Here is a 17,564-nt window from a genome sequence, read left to right on the forward strand (position 1 = left end):
CATGCGTTTGGTGTATGTGGCATTTTTAAGCCTTGTTCTTTTGGGGTTTTTGGGGTGCATGGGGATGTTTTTGCCCATGTTTTTTTCCTCCCTTTCCCAAGATAACCAAAACCAGTTAGACCAATTTGGGGATGATCCCATCAATGGCGATCGCCAATCCCAAGAAGTGCTTTACTACACTCGCTTAGAGCCACCAATGTTTGAAGATCCTTCAGGACACCCTATCGAACAAGATGTGGGCTTGTCTTCCCAAGACATTAGGGGCACGGCGGTGAATGGGGTTGAAATCCAAAGAAGCGACTTACTCCAAGAGGTTAAAGATAGCGAGCAAAAACGCAAAGACAAGGCAAACACACCCGAGACTTTCCATGCGAAGTTAAACGACTGTGCCAAAAACGATCTTTTCAATGAACTAGGAGCCCAGCTTAAAATCAAAACAGACGAGCAAAAACGCTGTATCCGCTTGCAAAACCACTACTTTAGCGTGCTCAACAAACATTATGCTACCATCAACCAAAAAAAAGCGCGGGTTTTAATCCTCTTGCAAGATCTAGTGAGTGCTTGCAACACCTACCCAGAAAAACAAGCCTTGCTAAAAAGCCCCTTTTTCAAACGCCTAGCCCCCCATATCAATACACGCAGAGAAAAATTACTTTATAAGCAACTGGGCAATGCCAAGCCCTTGAAACGCGATGGCTTGCATGCACTTTTAACCGATCCGAAACTGGGCGAACGCTTTTATCGTTGCCAATATTTTATCCATGCTCCTTAAGCCGTTTTTCACGCAGTTGCCCGCAAGCCGCACTGATGTCTAGCCCCTTAGAGATGCGGATTGTGCAAAGCAAACCCTTTTGATTCAAAAAGTCCGCAAAAGCTTGCACTTTTTCTGGATCGGGACGCTCAAAGGGGCTATTTGGCATGGGATTATAGGGGATGAGATTGACCTTAGCTCTCAGTCCATTGAGCAATTTTAACAACGCCCTAGCATGCTCTAAGCCATCGTTAAGATCTTTTAAAACGAGATATTCAAACATGATGCGTTTGCGGGTGTCTAAAGGAAAACGCCTGATGGCATCAATCAAGGCTTGGATGTTATAGGTTTTATTAATAGGCATTAATTTGGAGCGTAAAATATCATTGACCGCATGCAAAGAGATCGCCAATTGCACGCCCAAATTGAGCGCGCCCAACGCATCAATGAGCGGTGTAACCCCGCTTGTGGAGATGGTGATGCGTCTAGGGGCAATATTTAGTCCTGCTGGATCACTTAAAATCTGGATGGCGCGCACGACTTGTTCAAAATTATGCAAGGGTTCGCCCATGCCCATAAAGACTAAATTAATCCCCTTCGTGGGTTCTAAATTGTGATCGCGTTTGAGATACACCACTTGTTGCACGATCTCAGTGGCTGATAAATTACGCACAAAGCCCCCCTTAGCGGTTGCGCAAAACACACAGCCCACCTTGCAACCAATTTGGCAACTCAAACAAAAGGTCAGCTTTTCTTGGGCGATTAATTGCCCATGACCACCAAATTGTTTGTCTTTCATCACCATAAAGACACTCTCAAAGGTGTGATCATCGGGGGTTTTAAACAAGTATTTTTGGCTTTGATCGGCACTGCACTCATGAGCAACTGCCTCTAGCGTGCCTAGATCAAAATCTTGCATGGCTTGTTGTCTAAAGCCCTTGGGGAGATTGTGCATCGCCTCAAAACTAGAGACATAGCGTTGGTAAAGCCAACTAAAGATTTGTTTAGCCACAAAGGGCTTGAAATTGTGTTGGGCACAATAACTTTTGAGTTCCTCTAAAGGGAGTCCGTATAAAGAGGATTTCAAACTCATTCCACCGTAACGCTTTTGGCTAGATTGCGGGGTTTATCCACATCTAATCCCTTGAGTTGCGCCATCTCTAGCGCAAAGAGTTGCAAGACCACGAGCATGCTAAAAAATTCAGGCATGTAGTGTGGGTAGGGCTTGGTTTGGATTTGGAAGGTGGCGTTATCAATAGGCGTGGGGCTAATGGCAAAGATGAGTCCGTCGCGGGCGCGTAACTCCTCAACATTGCTTAGATTCTTGGAGAAGAGGAGATTTTGGGGCAAAAGGGCGATGCTCAATAAACTGCAATCGGCTAGGGCAATGGGTCCATGTTTCATCTCTGCACTGGCATAACCTTGCGCATGCACATAGGCTAATTCCTTGAGCTTGAGCGCACCCTCTAGGGCTAGGGGGTAAAACACCCCCCTACCCATGAAAAAATACCCCTTGGGGTTTTGCTTTAAAATCTGCGCGCTTAAAATTTGGATTTGGGGGTGCAATTCTAGGGCATCTTGGATTGCTTGCATGCTCGCATGCAGGGCTTGGATTTGCTCTTGCAAGGCTTGCTTGGACAATCGCTTGTGCCCTAACTCTAGGGCCAAGAGCCACAGCGTTAAAATTTGACTCACAACGGCTTTTGTGGAGGCTACACTGCGTTCCAAACCCGCATGGGTTAAAAGGGTGGCATGCGCTAAAGCACTCATGGTGGAATTTTGCGTGTTACAAATGGCAAGCGTGTTTAGGCCCAAACTTTTAGCCAACTTTAAAGCCTCTAGGGTATCCGCACTCTCCCCACTTTGAGAAATGGCGATCAGAAGTTCTTTGGCTTGGGTGGCAAAGTGGGCATAGCGGTATTCACTGGCTAATTCAACCTGCACTTTAAGCTGGGCTAGGTCTTCAATCAAGTATTTGCCCACCAAACCCGCATGGTAGCTCGATCCGCATGCAACTACACTCAAACACGATAGATTCTCTAAAAATCCTTTGGGGAGTTCTAAATGCACCCGTTGGGCTTTGATTCGTCCTAGCAATGTGAGCACTTTATATTGCTCATAAATCTCTTTTTGCATAAGTGTCTGGAAGCCCTCTAAATCGCTCTGTGTGCTATCTTGGATCACGGCAGAAGGCGTACCTAAATCCTCCAGCTTAAAGGGCGTGTGCAAATCCAGCACGCCTATAGACCCATCCTCTAGGCGCACCATCTGGCTAGCTTGGCTTAGGGCACTGGGCGCGCTGGCAAAAAAGATACCTTGTTTGGCAAGAGCTATGAGCAAGGGCGATCGCTCTTTGGCATAAAAAATACAAGTGGGAAAATGGGTGTTGATGAGCAAAATCGCATATGCCCCCTCTAGCTGGGCGATAGTTTTTTGGAAGGCTTGTAAAGCCTGTTCTTTGGTGGGTGCACTTTGCAGGTTCTGGGCTTGCAATTGGGCTTCAAATAAATGGGCGATGATCTCACTATCGGTTTGACTACTAAAAACATGCCCCTTTTTTTGCAATTTTTCTTTGAGGGTGGCGTAATTTTCAATAATCCCATTATGCACAATCGCACTACCTGCATAAACATGTGGGTGGGCGTTGGTGGCACTAGGTTTACCATGGGTTGCCCAACGCGTGTGGGCGATTCCAACACCCTCTCCCTTTGAAGTGAAATCCTGAGTCAGATTCTCCAGCGCATTGATTTTCCCATCGGTCTTATAAATCTCTAGCACCGGACATTTCTTCTCCAAAGTGGCTAACCCGGCACTATCATAGCCCCGATACTCCAACTCTTTGAGTCCTGCAATCAAAAGGGCTCTTTTTTCTTGCTTGCCAATATAACCAACAATCCCACACATGGCAATCCCCTAAAATACCAGCATTTCGCGTTTGTATTTGTTGAGCGCGTTAATGTGCTCCTTTAACTCCTCCACATGCTCGCCAATTTGGGTGTAAAAGGCCATGTTGAGCGTGTCGGGGATGTCTAAGCTCCCCCGTTTCATCAAAATAAAATCACCCAAGCTGATATTGGCGATCTTTAAGAGCACTTCAATCTCTTCTTTGGAATTTTCAATATTTTTAATGATAAGTTCCAATTTTTCAAACATGTTTCCTCTTTAAGTGGGTTTGCTAAGCCCTAGGGCTAAAAGTGTGTGTAGGTGCAACACACCTAGCACCCTTTGTTGGGTGTCTAGTACGATTAATAGCGAGATTTGGTGGGTTTCGATGAACTCTAGAGCTTGGATTAAGGGCATGTGGGGGTTATCGATACACTTAGGCTCTAGGGTGGCAAAATTTTTGGCCGGGGCATTGAGATCAAAACTTGCGGGCTGGAGCAGAGCGCGGCGGATATCCCCATCGCTGAGCACGCCCACCAACCTTTGCTCTCGATCCAAGAGCAGGGCATTGCCCAAGCCCTTATCATTAGCGCACAACAAGGCTTGGTGCAAAGAACAATCTACGCCCACTAAGGGCAGGTTTTGGGTACGATAAACATCCTTAACTTGCAAGCGTAATTGTTTGCCCAGTAACCCCCCCGGGTGGGTGAGTGCGAAATCTTCTTTTTGGAAGTTCTTATGGGCCATCAAGCACACCGCCAACACATCACCCAGAGCTAAACTTAAAGTGCTAGAAGTGGTCGGCACAAGGTGGAAGGCTTCTTGCTCAATTTCTAGCTTTAAATGATAGGTGGCCAGTTTGCCCAAAGAACTTTGCGAATCTTTACTCATGGCAATCAAAGTTTTGTAGGGAATTACCCGCAAGGCATCGAGCAATTCCACACTCTCGCCCCCATAGCTAATGGCCAAGATGACATCTTGACTCCCCACAATCCCCATATCTCCATGCATTGCCTCTGTGGGGTGCAAAAAGATCGCCTTTGTGCCCGTGCTAGTCATCGTAGCCGCAATCTTGTGCCCCACATGCGCACTCTTGCCAACCCCCATCACCACGACCAAAGGTGCACCGGCTAGGGCGTGGATTATGGGCTCTAGAATGGGGTTACTCAGTGCCCCCATAGCCTTTAAAAGCGCATTGGCTTGTAGCTCTAGGGTGTGGCGCGCGTGGCTGGCATAATCTAGCATTATTTTTGACGCACCTCACGCTTGAGCATGGCAGCCTTGAGAGTGGGGATCAAATAGCCATAACCCTCTTTTTCCATGTCCTCTAAGGGTACAAATTTCAAGGCAGCACTATTGATGCAATAGCGCAAACCGCCTAACTCTTTGGGACCATCTTCAAAAACATGCCCTAAATGCGCCTTGCCTACACGGCTACGCACTTCAGTTCGCAAGCGATTTAAGCTCGTATCATCGTGGTAATTAACCACATCCTTAGCAATGGGCTTACTAAAGGCAGGCCACCCACAACCGCTATCAAATTTATCGGTGCTTAAAAAGAGCGGTTCGCCTGTGGTGATATCCACATAAATGCCCGGTTTAAAGAGTTTGTCATATTCATTATCAAAGGGGCGTTCTGTATGGCTTTCTTGGGTAACTTGGTATTGCAGGACACTAAGCTTGGCTTTGAGCTCACCATCGCTGGGTTTGTGGTAGTCATTGGGATCGATCAAGGGCTCATTAGCTTTTTTCAAATCAATATGGCAATAACCTCCCGGATTCTTTTTCAAATAATCCTGATGGTATTCCTCAGCCACCACAAAGTTTTTCAAGGGTTCTAGCTCAATTTGGATTTTTTGTTGGTAGTGTTTTTGTAGTTGCTCTAGGGCTTGGGCGATGATGGGGCGATCTTTGGGATCGGTGTAGTAAATCCCGGTGCGGTACTGCCTACCGCGATCATTGCCTTGTCTATCAATGCTGGTCGGATCAATGACTCGAAAATAATAAAGTAAGAGTCTATCCAAACTAATTTGAGCGGGATCAAAGGTAACTTTGACGGTTTCGGCATGATCGGTGTTGTGTAGTTCATGGTAATTGGTCTGATCGCTCTTGCCATTGGCATAGCCCACTAGAGAATCTTTGACCCCATAAATGCGTTCCATATAGGCTTCCAGCCCCCAAAAACACCCCCCCGCTAAATAAATCGTATGTTGCATAGGTTTCTCCTGATGGGTTTTAGCAAATAAACCAAGAGGGACAAGGCACAAGAGCCACAAGAGAATCGCGCGCATGGTAACCCCTAATGCACAAAAACATGGCTGACAATAGCCGGATATTTCTTGGTGTGCTTGAAAAGAGCCTTGCGGATAAAATTACGCACACTCTCATCTAGGCTCTTGTTATTGTTCAAGACATCTTGGCGCAAGGCTTTGATGTGCAATCCCAATGAGCCTTGCAATTCAGATACAAAGGCACGCTCCTCTTTGAGATTGGCGATCCCCACACTGGTGATCTTGGAATGGGGCATTAAATCCTGCCCCTCTTTGGAGATAAAGAGGACGGCACTTAAAAAGCCCGCACTGGCGATCTCCAAGCGTTCTTGGACAATCTTTTGCTCAATACTCACATTATTGGTGTTATCCACATAGCTTTTCCCGCTTTTCACGCTTTTAACCTTGCGCATAAAATTGGGATTGACCTCCACTTGATCGCCATCTTCCATGAGGTAGATATTTTTTTCAGGTACGCCACACGCAATCGCGGTTTCTTTGTGTTTGGCGACATGGTTATACTCCCCATGTACGGGCAAGAAAAATTTAGGCTTGATGAGGCGCAACATCAACTTTTGTTCCTCTTGGGCGGCATGCCCGCTGACATGAACATCAAAGGCTTGATAAACCACTTGGGCTTCTTTTTTCATCAACAAGTTTAGAATGCTAGACACACTGGCTTCATTCCCCGGAATGGCTTTAGCCGAAATGATAATGAGATCGCTAGGCTTAATGCTAATGTGGCGGTGCTCATCAGTTGCCATGCGATAAAGGGCACTCATGGTTTCCCCTTGTGAGCCCGTGGTAACAATGAACACTTCATGATCTTGGAGTTTTTCGACCTCATGGGCTTCAATGAAGGTTTTAAAGGGCAGGTGGATATAGCCCAACTCCCTAGCAATGTCTAGGTTTTTCTCCATGGAACGCCCGATCACAGCGACTTTGCGGTTGTGGTTGATGGCATGTTGGATCGCCTGATACACCCGATGGATATTAGAAGAAAAGGTGCTCATGATCACGCGCCCTTTGGCATTCTTGAAAAGATTTTCAAACACGGGACCAATGCTACTCTCAGAGGGGGTGATCCCGGGTTTATAAGAGTTGGTGCTATCACTGAGCAACAACATCACCCCTTGTTCGCCATAGTGGGCGAGGCGGTAAAGGTCCGTGGGGATATTATCCACGGGGGTATGGTCGATCTTAAAGTCGCCCGTGTGGATGATCGTGCCCACTTTGGTTTGAATCGCTAGCGCGCTGGCATCAATGATGGAGTGGGTGATGTGAATCCACTCCACGATGAACTCCCCGATCTCAATAGGCTGGCGTTTTTGCACGATCTTAAAATAGCTTTTGAACTTTTTTAGTCCATGTTCATCAAATTTATTCCCGATCATCCCCAAACTTAAGGGTGTGCCATAAAGGGGGAATTGTAATTCCTTAAACAAGTAGGGCACCGCTCCGATGTGATCTTCATGCGCATGGGTGATCAAAATGCCCACGATCTTATCCTTGATGCTGTGTAAATAGCTAAAATCAGGGATCAAAATATCCACGCCATGCATGTCCTCGCTGGGAAAACTCATCCCCACATCAATAATAATGGCTTGTTGCATGGTTTCTAAGACCATCATGTTCCCGCCAATTTCACCCAAACCGCCTAAGGGTGTGATCTTGACACGTGCCTTGACATTGAGGTCTAATTTGTAATGGGGGTTTAGGTGGTTGATGTGGATTTTGTGGTTGGTCTCCACGCCCTGCTTTAATTCCTTATGAAAGCCCAAATTCCCCCGCTCGTTGGCTTTTGTGATGTTTTTAACGCCCTCTTGTTCTTGCATGTGCGGATGACTCATAGCCGGGTTGCCCGCTTGTTTCCTGCCATGCTTGATGCGGTTTTTGCGCCCAAATTCCCCAAAATTCTTGTTCTTGGGTTTGTGCGTGTTGGGGTGGGGTTGTGCGGACTCTTTGCTCAAATTAACTTTGGGGGGATTATCTTTGGAAGGATTATCCATGTTGTTCTCCTGTGAAATTTTGGGAGAGATGTGCCAAGCCTAGATAGTGGATAGGGTTTAGCTGGTGGGGTCTAAGAGTGGGATTAAGCTGGTGCTTGGCAAAGAATGCTTGCACCCACTCTGAGGAGTAGGTGCTTTTGAGGTTGTTAAAAAGAGTCTTGCGGTTGGCTTTAAAGCAAATCTTAAGCACGCTTTCTAAGACCTCCAAAGAAGGTGCACCAAAATCAGGACCCAAAGGGGCTTTGAGCAAGCGAATCACAGCCGATTGCACTTTGGGCGGGGGGTTAAAGGCACTAGGAGGCACTTCAAAGAGCAAGGATCGCTGGTTGCACACACTAGAGGCCAACACGCTTAGAGCTCCATAATCGCTACTGCCACTTGACGCACAAAATCTAATGCCCACTTGCGCTTGCACCATCACGACCATTCCTAAACATAGAGAGTCCCTAAGTGCTTGGGTGATGATGGGTGTGGCGATGTAGTAGGGGAGATTAGAGACCAAGAAATAGGGTCCATCATGCAAGAATCCCCAAGCAGACAGGGCAAGGGGGTAACCTTTAAAAAGTTCCACTTGGTATTTTTCCTGCTGTGATCCATCTTTAACCCTTTTGCGTTCCATCACATCGCCCACCACGAGTTTTAAACGCGCCAACAAAGAGGGTGTTAGGCAAACCTTTAACCTCTGAGCCAATTTGCTATCCACTTCATAGGCTAACAGACCCTTAGGTAGTCTCCCTAAAAGTCTGGTGGTGAGATCTCCCAAGCCAACCCCTATCTCTACCATTTGCACATGATCACCAAAGTGCTCATAGGGGATGGATTGCAAAATCTGTTCTAAATAGCGGGCATCATGTAAAAAGTGTTGCCCTAAAAGTGCCATCTTCCTAACTTTAAACCTTTGAGGCGCATTCTAGCACAGGCTAGCTTAAAAGTGGTAAAATAAAGAAAATGATAAGGATTAGCATGTTTGTGTGTGCCGGGAAAATGGAGAGTTTTAGTTTTGCCAAAAGTATCGGGGTGGGTTTGGTGCAAAGTGCTTTGGAGCTGAGTCGTCTGTGCTTACTAGAAAAACCGGCCTCTTTAATCTTTATTGGGAGTGCAGGGACCTATGATTTTGATCTACCTTTGTTATCTTTGTATAAAAGTGCCCACGCCTTCCAAATTGAAGAGAGTTTTGTTACCCAACACAGCTACACACCTATAGAAAATGCCCTAGAAATCCAAACAAATGACTTTGAAGCTCTAGATTTGCCACCCATCAAGGTCAATTCGAGTAATTATATCCACACAAATGCGGAGTTTGCAAGACACATGTGCCATTTTGGGATTGCACTAGAAAATATGGAATTTTTTAGCGTCCTAAGCGTGGCTAGAGCGTTTAATCTACCCAGCTTTGGGATTTTTTGCACCACCAATCGGGCTGATCAAAATGCCCATGCCCAGTTTTTAGAAAACCACGCTAAGGCCTGCGCCAAGTTACAAGCATGGGTTGCGCAAGGTAACTTGTGTTATACTTGAGCACGGAGGTGTAATCTTCCAAAATCTTAGAAAGGAGATAGTTATGAATAGCAACAACAATAGCTGTAGCAACCACAACCATAGCAATAGTCAAAACAACAATAGTTGCAACAACAGCAACCAAAACAACAATAGTTGCAACAACAGCAACAAACAAGACTAAGAGCTATCCCCGCTTGTCATAAGCGGGGGGCTGGGTCTACCCCAAAAACTCCTGATGTTGCCGTCCTAAAATTCTCCAACACATCATTCCCAGCGCAATCTTTCCGTTGTGATGGGGCTAAATAAGTTGAAAAATAGCAATACTAATGGCGTAGAGCCCTAGAGACGGGCAAGAGATAGAGCGCGATCTCTTGGCTCAAGGTTTGCAATTCTTGAGCTAGACTATCTGCCTGCTCCTCTTCAAGGTAGAGTTTAAACAAGCCATAGTCCTTACGCCCGCTGACCTGCTCTTTTTCACTCTTTAACAAAGAAATAGCCGCGTACTCAAAGCACTCAAAAAAGTAAAAGTAATCATAGCCATGCTCTAAGAGATAGTCCACAATCATGTCTTTGAGTTTCATATCCACATAGACTTCTAAGATCACCATCAAACGACCTTGATTTTTTTGGCCACCAGCATAAACATCGGGGGCAAGAGCAAAAGCGTTAAAATGCTAGAAGTTACAAGCCCGCCTAAAACCACGATGGCTAGGGGTTTTTGTACCTCAGAGCCCACGCCATGGGAGAGCAACAAGGGGATGAGCCCCAAGCCCGCAATGCAAGCAGTCATTAAAACGGGGCGCAAACGCCGCAACGCCCCCTCAAACACACATTCTTCTACGCTCTTACCCTGATTTAAGAGTTCTCTAAAATACCCAATCATCACCACGCCATTTAAAACGGCAATCCCAAAGAGAGCGATAAAGCCCACGCTGGCAGGCACAGAAATATATTCTTGGGTTAAGAAAAGGGCGATGAGCCCACCAGTGATGGCAAAGGGGATATTGAGCAAAATGAGTAACGAGAGAGGCACGCTTTTGAAGGTGAAAAATAAAATAAAGAAGATCACCACAATACTAATGGGGATCACCGTGGATAGGCGTTTGTTGGCGCGTTCTTGGTTTTCAAACTGCCCGCCATAGGTGATGTAGTAGTTGGGGGGGAGTTGCACTTTTTGGGCAATTTTAGCCTTGATCTCATCTACAAATCCGCCCAAGTCCCGCCCCACAACATTAGAGCGCACCACGCTCATGCGCGTACTATTTTCCCGCGCAATCGCCACGGGACCATCCACTTCTGTAATGGTGGCAATGGAGGTGATGGGCACGGCAATCCCACGCTTGGAGGTCATCTCTAAACTTTTGATGAGGGTAATATTGGTGGAGATGTCCTCTTTTTGGCGGATAATGACAGGAGTTCTTGAGATACCCGTTGGGATAAATTCCACAATGATCCCCTCTAAGGCAGATTTAAGAAACTTAGCAAATTCATCGCTGGTGATCCCCACGTTAGCCATCGCATCCCGATCGGGGGTGATGTAAAGGTAGTTTAGTCCTTTGTTAAGAGCCGTAAAAACCTCACTAGAGCCCCTAACCCCCCTAATCACCTCCACAATTTGCGCGCTCAACTCATTGAGCTTATCAATGCTATTCCCAAAAATCTTAATGGCTAAATCGCCCCGCACACCCGTGAGCATCTCTGAGATACGCATTTCAATGGGCTGGGTGAAGGCAAAGCTAATCCCCTTGTAATCCTCCAAAACCTTTAGGATTTTATCTAAAAGCTCTTGTTTGGTTTTGACACTCCACTCTTTTTTGGGGATGTAGGAGATAAACATATCGGTTTGATTCAACCCTCCTAAATCCAACCCCAGTTCATCCGAGCCCGTGCGCGCCACGATTGCTTTGACTTCCTTGACATTCTCTCTAATGGTCTTTTCAATGCGCAAGATCAAATCCTTAGACTGATTGAGTGAGATAGAGGGCACGCTATCCACACTCAGCACGCTATCTCCCTCATCTAGGCTAGGCATAAACGCCTTGCCCACAAAGGGGAAGAGCGAGAGACTCCCAGCTAGAAAGATCAATGCGCCTAAGAGCATGGTTTTGGGGTTTTTTAAGGCAAAACGCAAAGCGGGAGTGTAGATAAAATAGAAAAAGCGTGTGAGGTAGGTTTCTTTATGGGGCTGGGTTTTGAGCACCATCGAGCTAATCACGGGCACCACCGTGATAGAGAGCACCAAAGTGCCTAGTAGGGCAAAGACAATACTAGAGGCTAGGGGGCGGAACATCTTGCCCTCAATGCCCTCTAAAGACAAAATGGGCGTAAAAAAGACAATGATGATGATGATCCCACTCACCACTGAGACCGCAATTTCTTTACACGAGCGATATATCGTGTGTAACTTAGTGGTGGTGCGGTTGTGGCTTAATTTCTCAAAGGCATTTTCTACCACAACCACTGCCGAGTCGATGAGCATGCCAATGGCAATGATGAGCCCGCCCAGACTCATTAAATTGAGCGTGATCCCATTGAGTTTAATTAAGATAAAAGCCACGCTCAGACTTAGGGGCAAGATCACCCCCACCGCCACGCTGGCGCGGAAATTACCCAAGAATAAAAACAAGGTGATCACAATCAGCACGACCGCCTCTATAAGGGTTTGGGTTACGGTATCAATAGCCTTTTGGGTAAATTCTGAGCGATCGTAAAAGACATGGGTATGCACGCCTGCGGGCAATAAGGGCTTGATGTCTTGATCGAGTTTTTGGCGCACCTGCTTGATAATTTCGCTGGAGTTTGCCCCTTTCAAGGAGAGCACAAGCCCCTCTGTGGTTTCATCAATGCCATTTTTGGTAACAAACCCTAAGCGGGTGCGGTAATGCACCACCACCTTAGCAAAATCGCGGATGTGCAAAAAACCCATTTTGGTTGAGATGGCGATATCCCCGATCTCTTTGGGGGTGAGTGCCATGGTTTGGATTTTGACTAAAAAGGTCTCCCCATCGCGATCCACACGCCCAGCCCCGCTATTGCTCAAGTTGGCTCTAAGTGTATTTTCCAAATCGCTAATGGAGATGCCCAAGCCTGCCATGTCATTAAAATCGGGGATCACTACAAAGGCACGGCTAAACCCTCCAATAGAATTGACATCAGCCACCCCCGGGATCGTTCTTAGCATGGGGCGGATCACAAAGTCTAAGAGCTGGCGTTTTTCCACCTCGGGCAAATTCCCATCAATGGTGAACATGAAAATATCAGATAACGGGGTTACAATGGGGGCAATGCCTCCATCCACCTCTGGGGGTAAATCTGGCATCACAAGGGCGAGTTTTTCATTGACAATATTGCGCGCTAGGTAAATATCCATGCCATCTTCAAAGTCAATTGTGATGTCACAAATGGCGTATTTAGAAGTGCTCCGCAAGGATTTTTCCCCTTTTAAGCCTAGCAACTCCAGTTCTAGGGGGCGCACCACATTGTTTTCCATCTCCTCGGGCGAACTACCCGGAAGCTTTAAGATGATCTTAACTTGGGTGGGGGACATATCAGGGAAGGCATCAACAGGGGTGGTGAAAAAGGCATACAGCCCAGAGAGCAAAAGCAAAAAGGCACAGATGAGGATAATCAAGCGTTGGCGCAGAGAAAACTCAATGATGGGAGCCAACATCAATCATCACCTAGATTATTGAGAATGCCCTTCAGGCTCACCAGTGCTCCTGCCGCAACTTTGGCATGCGGGTCGATATTTTTATTGCTAATCACAAAAACGCGGGTGCGTTCCTCAATAATTTGCACAGGGGTGGGCATAAAGCCCTTGGGTGTGCGCACAAACATCAAGTAATCTTGATCATTGCGGATAATCGCACTAGAGGGGACGATCAAAGAGTTTTTAGGCTTGATCCCCTCAATGTAAATATCCACCACCTCACCCACATGGTAATTATGTGCATCAATAAAGGCGGTGGCTAAAATGGTGTTAGAGTTGCGATCCAGCACCACAGAGATACTCTGAATCACCCCAATTTTATTCCCCAACGCGTCTAACACATGCGAGCCTTTTTTGATGTACCTAGAGAGACTGACGGGCAATTTGATTCGGGCGATCAAGTCGTTATTTTCAGCGATGCGGATGTAGGTGGTGAAAGGGAGGATTTTTTCTCCCAGCACTTTGGGGGCAATGGATAAAATACCACTATTGCGTGCAATGATCTTAAAGCCATAAAGCCCCATCGGGCGTTTTGGGTCAATCCCAAAGTTGCGGAAAGTGTCTTCTAGTTGGCGCACCCTTAGGCGCATCTCTTCGCTGATCAAATGGCTATTTTGATACTCTCTTTTTGCGATCACGCCTTGTTTATAGAGCTTGTAGTCTTTGGAGCTCACATCTAGGGCAACCTTGAGCTTGTTTTGGCTATTTTGTAATTGGAAGTAAAGGTTACTCAAATCAATGGAGCTAATCTCACAGATGAGATCGCCCTTTTTGACATATTCTCCCTCGCTTTTGTAAATGGCCACCACAGTGGCGTTAAAACTCAAGCTTTGAATCACCGTGTGCTTAGGGTTAGAGTTATTAAAATCAATCACGGCGTTAAAGGGCAAGCCCCTTGTGCCAAATTTCTTATCCAAAGGCACGACACTAATCCCCAAGCTATCAATCTGTTTTTGGGTCAAAACGATTTCATCATAAGCCCCCAAAGCTCCCAAAGCTCCCAAAAAGAGCAACAAGCAGACCCAGATTTTCACTGGGGTCCCCTAATACGTGTGAAAGTCTGGCCTAGTGTCTCTTCTAAAAGCGCAGTGATATCCACATATTCGATCTTAGCCTCTGCCAAAGCGATCAGCGCGTCCATATAAGAGTTTTGATAGATCAAATATTCAAAGAGCCCGATTTTTTGGGCTTCATAGGCAATGCGCCCCATCTCCATCAGCTTTGCTTTGTTGTCGATGGCTTCAATTTGGATTTTCATGTATTTTTCTTTGGTCTGGAGCTGGTTGAGGTAGGCATGGGCGTTGATCCCTATGTTGCGTTTCATCACTACATTTTTAGCCCGCGTACCATTTTCTAGGGCCAAAAACTTGCGTTTCAAGTGGATATTTTTAGGCGTAACGGGCAGGGGGATATTAAACTCAATGGAAAAATTGGTCGCCGAGTTATAACTCTCCGCCCCCAAACCAAATTCAAAGTTTTTGAAGACATCTCGATTAGCCAGATTCGCATTCACTTTATAATCTTTTGCGCTCAAGTCCAGCACTTCCACATACAAGGAATGATCCAAGATTCGCTGTAAGCCATACTCCCCAATGCGGACATATTCAAATTGCAAACCCGGAATCTTGATGAGATGATCTTTGTCTAAAAAAGTGCTAAAATCGGCATTTTTGGAGACGACAGGATGCACAATGGCTAACATGGTGTTGAGCGTTTTTTCTTGATTGATGATCAAGGTCTCCATGTTGATTTTGGCTAATTTGGACTCCAAGTAGGAATTTTTAAAGTTGATATAGTCCTTTTCAGACATGCTCCCTGCTTCAACTTTGCGCTGGGCAGCATTGAGCTGGGATAAAAAAATCTGTTCGCGACGGGCGTAAATATTGTGTTTTTCAATGTTTAAAATGTAATTCAGGTAGAGGCGTTTAGCCCCAATAAAGGCAAGATTGCGGCTCAATTCATAACTCTTGCGGTATTGCACATTTTTAATAGAGAGGCTTTGGGCAAGCAGACGGCTAACCCATGGGAGTTTGGGTTTGATCATCAACACGGTTCGAGGCTGGGCCTCAGCGATACCTTGGAAGTTACGCACCATAGAGGTTTCATTGGATATAAAGGGAAAATCCCAAGCATTGGTGGATTTTTGCTCCTCCAAAAGGCTAATAAACTCGGCCTTTTTTTGGATTAATTCCATAGAGTTATGCTCGACTCGCTTGAAAAATTCCTCTACAGAAAAGGTTTTAGCACTTAAAAAGCTGGCTAAAAGACCCGCAGTTAGCCAAAGAATTTGGAGATACAAGCCCTACAATTCCTTAATATCTGCCACACTCAAAAATTCCCGACAAATTAAAAAGAGTAAGCTTTTGCGGTTATTTTGGATTTGGGGGTTGGGATCGTTGATGAGCACTTTTTCAAAAAAGAGTTCTAGAGGGGTTTTGAGGGCAAATAGGGCGTGGATTTTATCGCCCAAATGGGCAAATGTGCTTTTTTGCAAGTTTAAGTAAGCTTCATAAAGCCCTTGCTCGCTCGTATCTTGAAAGAGGTGCGGATCGGGGTTGCTGGCTTGTTGTATATCTTGGGTGATATTAGCCACGCGCTTAAACACGCTCACCAATTGCCTAGAATCCTCCACCTGGTCTAAAAAATCTTGCAAAGCATAGAGCTTACGAGCCAATTGGCAAATCTCATAATCTTGCCCCCCCAAGGCTTCAATGCCTTTTAGTACGCTTTTGTAAAGATTGGGGGACTTGACACTTAAAACATGGGAGAGTCGTTCCAACATGAACTCCCTTAACAAAGAGAGATCAAAGGGGGCATAGTGGGTGCCAAGCATTTGCAAATCGGCTTGGAGATTGAAGGGCAAATTGTAGTGCAAGCAAATCCGCAACACGCCATTGCACGCACGGCGCAGGGCAAAGGGGTCTTTAGAGCCCGTGGGAATTTTGCCCACACTAAAAAGAGCCAACAAGCTATCTAGCTTTATGCTCAATGCCAACAGCGCACTTAAAAAAGTGCTGGGCAAGGGCGCGCCCTCAGCAATGGGGTAATATTGTTCTTTGAGTGCGGTGCAAATATCGGGGCTTTTGTGGTGGTGCTTGGCATAGTAAGAGCCCATAACGCCTTGTAACTCGGGGAACTCATAGACCACCTCGCTCAACAAGTCCGCCTTAGCTAGGCACAAGGACTCTAAAAGTTTGGCTTGCAAAATCTCTTGGGATTCTTGAGCGTGGGGGGCATATTTTTGGGCTAAAAAAAGGGCGATTTTTTGCTCACGCTCCACCTTGTCTTTCAAACTCCCCAAACCCTGCATAAAAGCGATCTTGTCTAAGGCTGGAGCCACATTTTCCCATTCCATGGATTGCTCCAAATCGTTTTGGTAAAAAAACACCGCATCGCTCAAACGCGCGCGCAAGACCTTTTGGTTGCCCACTAAAATGGTGGCAAAATCTTGGGGGTGTTGCAGGGGTGCATTGCTCACCACAATAAAGCCATTGTTGAGCACGCCCTCTTTAAAAGTGGCAAAATAGCGTTGGTGCTCCTTCATGGAAGTGGTGGTAACCTCTGTGGGTAAATCCAAAAAGGCGCGATCAAAAAGCCCATAAAGAGCTGTGGGGTAGGCAGTGATGGCAACCACCTCCTCTAAAAGTTCGGGATCAATCTGGACCTGCACGCCATGTTCTTGCTCTAGAGTCTTAATCTCATGCAAGATTTTTTCTTGGCGTTTGTTGGGGTCTAAGATTACAAAGCCTTTTTGCAGGGTTTGAAAGTAATCCTCTATGCTGGGTGTCTCATGGTAGGCAAAACTCTTAGCTGCATGGATTTTGGTCGCACGCCTAGCGGTGCAACCATAAGCTTGTTGGCAAGCCTCTAGAGACACAGGCTCATCTGCAAAGATCACGCAAAGATTATGGATGGGGCGGATGAAACGTTCTGGCACGCTACCCCACGCCATGCTTTTACCAAAATCTAGCGATCGCAAAAACTCCAACAAAATACCATCTAAAAGCGTAGCAGTGGAGATGGGCGGGCTGTGTAAAATGGCGTGCAAGACTTCCTTTTGGTTTTTTAGCACCGTACTAAAGGCTTGCAAAGGGTCTAAGCCCAACTTGGTATAAAACTTCTGCCCAATGGGATTAAGCTGGTTGTCTTCCATAGCCACACTTAAGGGGGGACCAAAGTGTTCGACTTGTTTAGCTGGGATGTGGGTGGGGAAATCTAGGGCATGGAGGACAAGGCGTGTGGGTGCGTAATAGCCACGCAGGTCGCCTTTAAAATCCACTTGATGGTTTTGTAGGGCTTGGTGGAACTTGTCTAGGATGTGTTTAAATTCTGCCAACAGAGCCTTAGCGGGCATCTCTTCAACTAGAACTTCAATGAGTAATGGGTTCAAGTAAGCTCCTATGCGTGAATCAGGCTAGCCATTAATAGTTATCAAGGGTTAC

14 protein-coding genes are annotated in these 17,564 nt (G+C 46.2%); 2 read left to right on the forward strand and 12 right to left on the reverse strand.

Annotated features, from left to right (window positions below; translation table 11 throughout):
• Position 1: 1 nt before the first annotated feature.
• The gene (locus FNE76_RS02430; protein ID WP_120947933.1) at positions 2-772 is read left to right on the forward strand and encodes a hypothetical protein; all 771 of its coding nucleotides are present in this window, start codon (positions 2-4) and stop codon (positions 770-772) included.
• Here the strand turns inward: FNE76_RS02430 and rlmN are convergent.
• The 7 genes from rlmN to rsmA all read right to left on the reverse strand — a co-directional run bounded on the left by rlmN (position 756) and on the right by rsmA (position 8,793).
• The gene (rlmN, locus tag FNE76_RS02435) at positions 756-1,844 is read right to left on the reverse strand and encodes a 23S rRNA (adenine(2503)-C(2))-methyltransferase RlmN (protein ID WP_120947932.1); all 1,089 of its coding nucleotides are present in this window, start codon (positions 1,842-1,844) and stop codon (positions 756-758) included. The two genes, FNE76_RS02430 and rlmN, sit on opposite strands and share 17 nt — an antisense overlap.
• A complete protein-coding gene (gene glmS, locus FNE76_RS02440) occupies positions 1,841-3,655 on the reverse strand; it encodes a glutamine--fructose-6-phosphate transaminase (isomerizing) (RefSeq protein ID WP_120947931.1) in 1,815 nt (604 codons plus the stop codon). The genes rlmN and glmS overlap by 4 nt, the downstream gene beginning before the upstream one ends.
• Positions 3,656-3,664: 9 nt before the next feature.
• Positions 3,665-3,904: a DUF2443 domain-containing protein gene (locus FNE76_RS02445; RefSeq protein ID WP_013890678.1), complete on the reverse strand. Its 240-nt coding sequence runs from the start codon at positions 3,902-3,904 to the stop codon at positions 3,665-3,667.
• A 9-nt stretch (positions 3,905-3,913) separates the two neighbouring features.
• Positions 3,914-4,879 carry a KpsF/GutQ family sugar-phosphate isomerase gene (locus tag FNE76_RS02450; protein WP_120947930.1) on the reverse strand — a complete coding sequence of 322 codons (966 nt, stop codon included), beginning with the start codon at positions 4,877-4,879 and terminating at the stop codon, positions 3,914-3,916.
• A complete protein-coding gene (gene msrB, locus FNE76_RS02455) occupies positions 4,879-5,850 on the reverse strand; it encodes a peptide-methionine (R)-S-oxide reductase MsrB (RefSeq protein WP_120947957.1) in 972 nt (323 codons plus the stop codon). Before msrB ends, FNE76_RS02450 begins: the two co-directional genes overlap by 1 nt.
• Positions 5,851-5,933: 83 nt before the next feature.
• Positions 5,934-7,913, reverse strand: a complete 1,980-nt coding sequence (locus FNE76_RS02460) for a ribonuclease J (RefSeq protein ID WP_120947929.1) — start codon at positions 7,911-7,913, stop codon at positions 5,934-5,936.
• A complete protein-coding gene (gene rsmA, locus FNE76_RS02465) occupies positions 7,906-8,793 on the reverse strand; it encodes a 16S rRNA (adenine(1518)-N(6)/adenine(1519)-N(6))-dimethyltransferase RsmA (RefSeq protein ID WP_120947928.1) in 888 nt (295 codons plus the stop codon). Before rsmA ends, FNE76_RS02460 begins: the two co-directional genes overlap by 8 nt.
• Before the next feature lie 83 nt (positions 8,794-8,876).
• Between rsmA and FNE76_RS02470 the strand changes: the two genes are divergently transcribed.
• Complete coding sequence (locus FNE76_RS02470) at positions 8,877-9,431, forward strand: phosphorylase family protein (protein ID WP_120947927.1); 555 nt, start codon at positions 8,877-8,879, stop codon at positions 9,429-9,431.
• A gap of 305 nt (positions 9,432-9,736) precedes the next feature.
• Here the strand turns inward: FNE76_RS02470 and FNE76_RS02475 are convergent, their stop codons facing one another.
• The 5 genes from FNE76_RS02475 to glyS are packed head-to-tail and all read right to left on the reverse strand — an operon-like array spanning position 9,737 to position 17,512.
• Positions 9,737-10,021: a DUF3240 family protein gene (locus tag FNE76_RS02475; RefSeq protein WP_120947926.1), complete on the reverse strand. Its 285-nt coding sequence runs from the start codon at positions 10,019-10,021 to the stop codon at positions 9,737-9,739.
• Positions 10,021-13,083: an efflux RND transporter permease subunit gene (locus FNE76_RS02480; protein ID WP_162983062.1), complete on the reverse strand. Its 3,063-nt coding sequence runs from the start codon at positions 13,081-13,083 to the stop codon at positions 10,021-10,023. The genes FNE76_RS02475 and FNE76_RS02480 overlap by 1 nt, the downstream gene beginning before the upstream one ends.
• Positions 13,083-14,156: an efflux RND transporter periplasmic adaptor subunit gene (locus tag FNE76_RS02485; protein WP_120947924.1), complete on the reverse strand. Its 1,074-nt coding sequence runs from the start codon at positions 14,154-14,156 to the stop codon at positions 13,083-13,085. The genes FNE76_RS02480 and FNE76_RS02485 overlap by 1 nt, the downstream gene beginning before the upstream one ends.
• Positions 14,153-15,421, reverse strand: coding sequence for a TolC family protein (locus FNE76_RS02490; protein ID WP_185962971.1), 1,269 nt, complete (start codon positions 15,419-15,421; stop codon positions 14,153-14,155). The genes FNE76_RS02485 and FNE76_RS02490 overlap by 4 nt, the downstream gene beginning before the upstream one ends.
• Positions 15,422-15,424: 3 nt before the next feature.
• Positions 15,425-17,512, reverse strand: coding sequence for a glycine--tRNA ligase subunit beta (gene glyS, locus FNE76_RS02495; protein WP_235852211.1), 2,088 nt, complete (start codon positions 17,510-17,512; stop codon positions 15,425-15,427).
• Positions 17,513-17,564 lie beyond the last annotated feature (52 nt).

It is taken from the genome of Helicobacter mehlei (assembly GCF_007280785.1).
GTDB classification, from domain to species: Bacteria; Campylobacterota; Campylobacteria; order Campylobacterales; family Helicobacteraceae; genus Helicobacter; species Helicobacter mehlei.